4 protein-coding genes are annotated in these 4,063 nt (G+C 73.2%); 2 read left to right on the top strand and 2 right to left on the bottom strand.

Features of this window, described 5'->3' with window-relative positions:
• Positions 1-190 precede the first annotated feature (190 nt).
• On the top strand, positions 191-967 hold the full coding sequence (locus ACFV4N_RS40695) for a hypothetical protein (protein WP_499678031.1): 777 nt from the start codon (positions 191-193) through the stop codon (positions 965-967).
• A 4-nt stretch (positions 968-971) separates the two neighbouring features.
• On the opposite strand, the gene ACFV4N_RS40690 is transcribed toward ACFV4N_RS40695, so the two are convergent.
• Positions 972-1,793 carry an SDR family oxidoreductase gene (locus tag ACFV4N_RS40690; protein ID WP_499678030.1) on the bottom strand — a complete coding sequence of 274 codons (822 nt, stop codon included), beginning with the start codon at positions 1,791-1,793 and terminating at the stop codon, positions 972-974.
• Between the two features lie 78 nt (positions 1,794-1,871).
• On the opposite strand from ACFV4N_RS40690, the gene ACFV4N_RS40685 reads away from it, so the two are divergent.
• A complete protein-coding gene (locus ACFV4N_RS40685) occupies positions 1,872-3,044 on the top strand; it encodes a zinc-dependent alcohol dehydrogenase (protein ID WP_499678029.1) in 1,173 nt (390 codons plus the stop codon).
• A 294-nt stretch (positions 3,045-3,338) separates the two neighbouring features.
• Here ACFV4N_RS40685 and ACFV4N_RS40680 read toward each other — a convergent pair whose 3' ends face one another.
• Entirely contained in the window at positions 3,339-3,893 is a 555-nt protein-coding gene (locus ACFV4N_RS40680; RefSeq protein ID WP_499678028.1) for a DUF6328 family protein, read from the bottom strand.
• Positions 3,894-4,063: the final 170 nt, after the last annotated feature.

The following is a 4,063-nucleotide window of genomic DNA, read 5'->3' as shown; positions in this document are numbered from 1 at the left end:
CATCGCGACCAGGTTCGACAAGACCGCCGTGTCCTACCGGGGCATGCTCGACCTGGCCACCCTGCTCATCTGGCTTTGAGGACAGCCCCTAGCCCCGCCCGGACCTCGGCTTCCCGCACCCCCGCCCGGCGAACCGGAACCGGCGGCCGACCACGCGCGTCGCAGCCGTCGGAGGACGGGGAGGGGCATCATGGGGAGCGGGAACGCCGAGGTCGACCGCGCGGTGGAGTGGTTGCGCGGCACGATGCGGTTGTTGGCGCTGCTGCCGTGGATCGCGGCGGTGGTGTTCCTGGTGCTGCTGCTGGTGCTGCCGGACGCGGGCCACCGGCGGACGTTCGTCCTGACGGCGCTGCTGTTCCTGGGGTCGTCGGGGTTCACCCTGCTGTCGGACCTGCGCGACCTGGTCCGGTCGGACCGACCGGCGCAGTGGGCCGGCGAGGTCACCGTGTCGTTCCTGTGGGGCGTGGTGAACGCCTGGCTGATCGCGACGCTGCTGCTGGTGAACGTCACGTTCGGGGCGTACTGGGGCGTCACGGCGCTGGTGACGGCCGGGCCGGCCGCGGGCGCGCTGGTGTGGGCCCGGCGGTTCGGGCTCCAGGCGACGAGGACGGCGTTCGCCTCCCTGCGCGAGGACGACCTGGCGGCGTCGTCGCTGGAGGTGCCCTTCCACCCGAGGAGGGCGACCGTGGTGCTGGGCGTCGGCCCGCGCGGGCTGGCCATCGGCTCCGCGCTGGGCTTCTTCCGCACCGACGAGGGCAACCACCGCGACTGGGCCGAGCTGCGCCGGGTCGAGCCCGTGGAACTCCACGAGGACGCCTATTCGGAGGACCGCGGCACCCGCTGGAAGGTCCGGCGCGGCCCGGTCGTGCGCCTGGGGTTCGCCGACGGCGCGGAGTGGCAGGTCCCGGTCGACCGGCCGGAGGACCTGATGCGCCTGCTCGAACTCCGCGCCCCCCGCGAACCGTGACCCGCTACACCTCCAGCCAGCTCCGATCCGGGAGCAGTTGGCTCGCCTGCGGCCCCATCAGCGTCATGCCGCCGTCCACCACGAACGACGCGCCGGTCACGTAGCCGGCCGCGGGCGTGGCCAGGAACGCCACCACCGCCGCGACCTCGTCCGCGTGACCGGGGCGGCCCAGGGGGACGCCCGGCCTCGGCTCGGTCCGCGGGTCGGTGTCGGTCTGACCGGTCATCGGCGTGGAGATCTCGCCAGGCGCGACCGAGTTCACCGTGATGCCGTGCTCGGCCAGCTCGAGGGCCAGCACCTTCGTCAACGCGCCCAACCCGGCCTTGGCCGCGCAGTACGGCGCCGCGCCCACGCGCGGCTGGTGCTCGTGCACCGAGGTGATGTTGACGATCCGCCCGCCGCGGCCCGCGGCGATCATGTGCTTGGCGGCGCGCTGGGAGCACAGGAACGCGCCGTCCAGGTCGACCGACAGCACCGAGCGCCAGGTCTCGAAGTCCATGTCCAGGGCCTTCTGCGAGCTGCCGGTGCCGGCGCAGTTGACCAGGACGTCGAGGCCGCCCAGCTCCTCGGCCAGTTCGTCCACCGCGGCCGTCGCGGTGGGCAGGTCCGTCAGGTCGAGCCGCCGCACGAACGCGCGGGCGCCCTTCTCCCGGACCTCCGCCGCGGTGGCCTCCGCGCCCTCCGCGTCCTCGTGGTAGGTGATCCCGACGTCCACACCGCCGCCCGCGAACGCCACCGCGATCGCCCTGCCGATGCCGGAGTCGGCCCCGGTCACCACCGCGTACAGCGGCGCGCCGGTCCGTTCCTCGGGTAGTGGAGCACTCATGGGCGGCGAGTACCCGCGCCGGGGTTTGCCACACCCCGACCAGGGAACGCCACGATCAGGCGAAGGGAGAACACCACGATGAAGGCCGTCACCTGGCACGGCAAGCGGGACGTGCGCGTGGACAGCGTGCCCGACCCGGTCGTCAAGGACCCCGCGGACGTGGTCGTGCGCGTCACCTCCACCGGTCTGTGCGGGTCCGACCTGCACCTGTACGAGGTGCTCGGCCCGTTCCTCGACGCGGGCGACATCCTCGGGCACGAGCCCATGGGCGTCGTCGAGGAGGTCGGGCCCGAGGTCACGGAGGTCAAGCCGGGCGACCGGGTGGTGATCCCGTTCAACGTCTCCTGCGGCACGTGCTTCATGTGCGGGCAGGGGCTGCACTCGCAGTGCGAGACCACCCAGGTGCGCGAGCAGGGCAGCGGCGCGGCGCTGTTCGGCTACACCAAGCTCTACGGGCAGGTGCCCGGCGGGCAGGCGGAGTACCTGCGGGTGCCGTTCGGCAACACGCTGCCGATCAAGGTGCCGGACGGCCCGCCGGACGACCGGTTCGTGTACCTGTCCGACGTGCTGCCCACCGCGTGGCAGGCGGTCGAGTACGCGGACCCGGGCGACAGCCTCGTGGTGCTCGGCCTCGGCCCGATCGGCGACATGGCCACCCGCATCGCCAGGCACCGCGGCGTCGGCACGGTGATCGGCGTGGACCTGGTGCCCGAGCGCATGGCCCGCGCCGAGGCCCACGGGGTGACCGTGCTGAACGCGCGGGACAAGGACCTGGTCGGGCACATCCGCGAGCTGACCGACGGGCGCGGCCCGGAGGCCGTGATCGACGCGGTCGGCATGGAGGCGCACGGCGCGCCGGTCGCCAAGCTGGCCCACCAGGCGGTGGGGCTGCTGCCGGACGCCATCGCCGCCCCGTTCATGAAGACCGCGGGCGTCGACCGGCTGCACGCGCTGCGCCTGGCGATCGACATCGTGCGGCGCGGCGGCACCATCTCGCTGTCCGGCGTGTACGGCGGCATGGCCGACCCGCTGCCGCTGCTGACCCTGTTCGACAAGCAGGTGCAGCTGCGCATGGGCCAGGCCAACGTGTGGCGCTGGGTGCCGGAGATCCTGCCGCTGCTGACCGACGAGGACCCGCTGGGCGTGGACTCGTTCGCGACGCACCACCTGCCGCTGGACGAGGCGCCCCACGCGTACGAGATCTTCCAGCGGAAGCAGGACGGCGCGGTCAAGGTGCTGCTGCGCCCGTGAGGCGCCACCGCCCGTCCGTGATCCGCTGGGTGGTGGCGCTCGCCGCGGCGCCGGCGGCGGGCGGGTGTGGTTCGGGCGCCGAGGACCCGGTGCGGGAGGCGGCGGACGGGTTCACCTCCGCCGTCTCCGCGGGCGACGCCGACCGGGCGTGCTCGCTGCCGACCGAGTGGGCGCGGGAGGACGCGGACTGCTCGTCCCTCGACGTCCCGGGCGGACCGGTCCGGGAGGTGGAGGTCTGGGGCGACGCGGCGCGCGGTCACCGACGAGAACGGCTGAACGCCGACCGGCCGGGGATCACCCCTGCCGGTCTGCCGTCTCGTCGTCCTCGTCCTCGTCCTCGTCCTCGTCGTCGCTGTCGTCGTCGAAGCTGTCCCGCCCGCGCTCGCGCAGCGGCAGGACGAACCACAGGGTGCCGAACAGCAGGACGGCGAAGACGCCGAGCACGACGGCCATCCACCCGCCGAGGATGACCTCGCCCAGCAGCAGCACCGTGCCGATCATGGCCAGCGCCAGGAAGACCAGCCCCGCGATCGCGAAGCGGTTCGCGACCTCGATCAGGTCCTCGCGCCTGCCCCGGCGGAACAGCAGCCGGTGCCACGCGGCCGGCGCGGTCATCAGCGCGACCGAGCAGGCGGCGAACATGATCGTGATGAGGTGCGTGATGCGGATGAAGTTGTCCGCTTCCTGGTAGCGATCGGTGAAGGCGATCGTCAGCAGGAAGCCGAACAGGATCTGCACACCCGCCTGCGCCACCCTGAGCTCCTGGAGCAGCTCGTTCAGGTTGCGGGTCAGTCTTCTGTGGTGGGATTCCTCGCCCTGGCTCACGGGCACCACGTACCCATCGCCCATGTCCGTTAACCACCTGTTCCGCTGGGTGTTTCCAGGTCGGGGGGCCTGGTGCGGGCGGGCCCCCCCCCGGGGGGCCCCCCCAGGTGCCGGCGCAACCCCCCCCCCCCAGCGGGGGGTCGCGCTGGGTGAGGGCGCCGGGGCCGAGGACCCGGGCGATCAGCGGGGTGTAC

Origin of the sequence: Actinosynnema sp. NPDC059797, from assembly GCF_042732085.1 — a bacterium.
Lineage (GTDB): Bacteria > Actinomycetota > Actinomycetes > Mycobacteriales > Pseudonocardiaceae > Actinosynnema.
The sequence above is the reverse complement of the archived record's forward strand: the minus strand, read 5'-3'. Positions and strand labels throughout refer to the sequence as shown.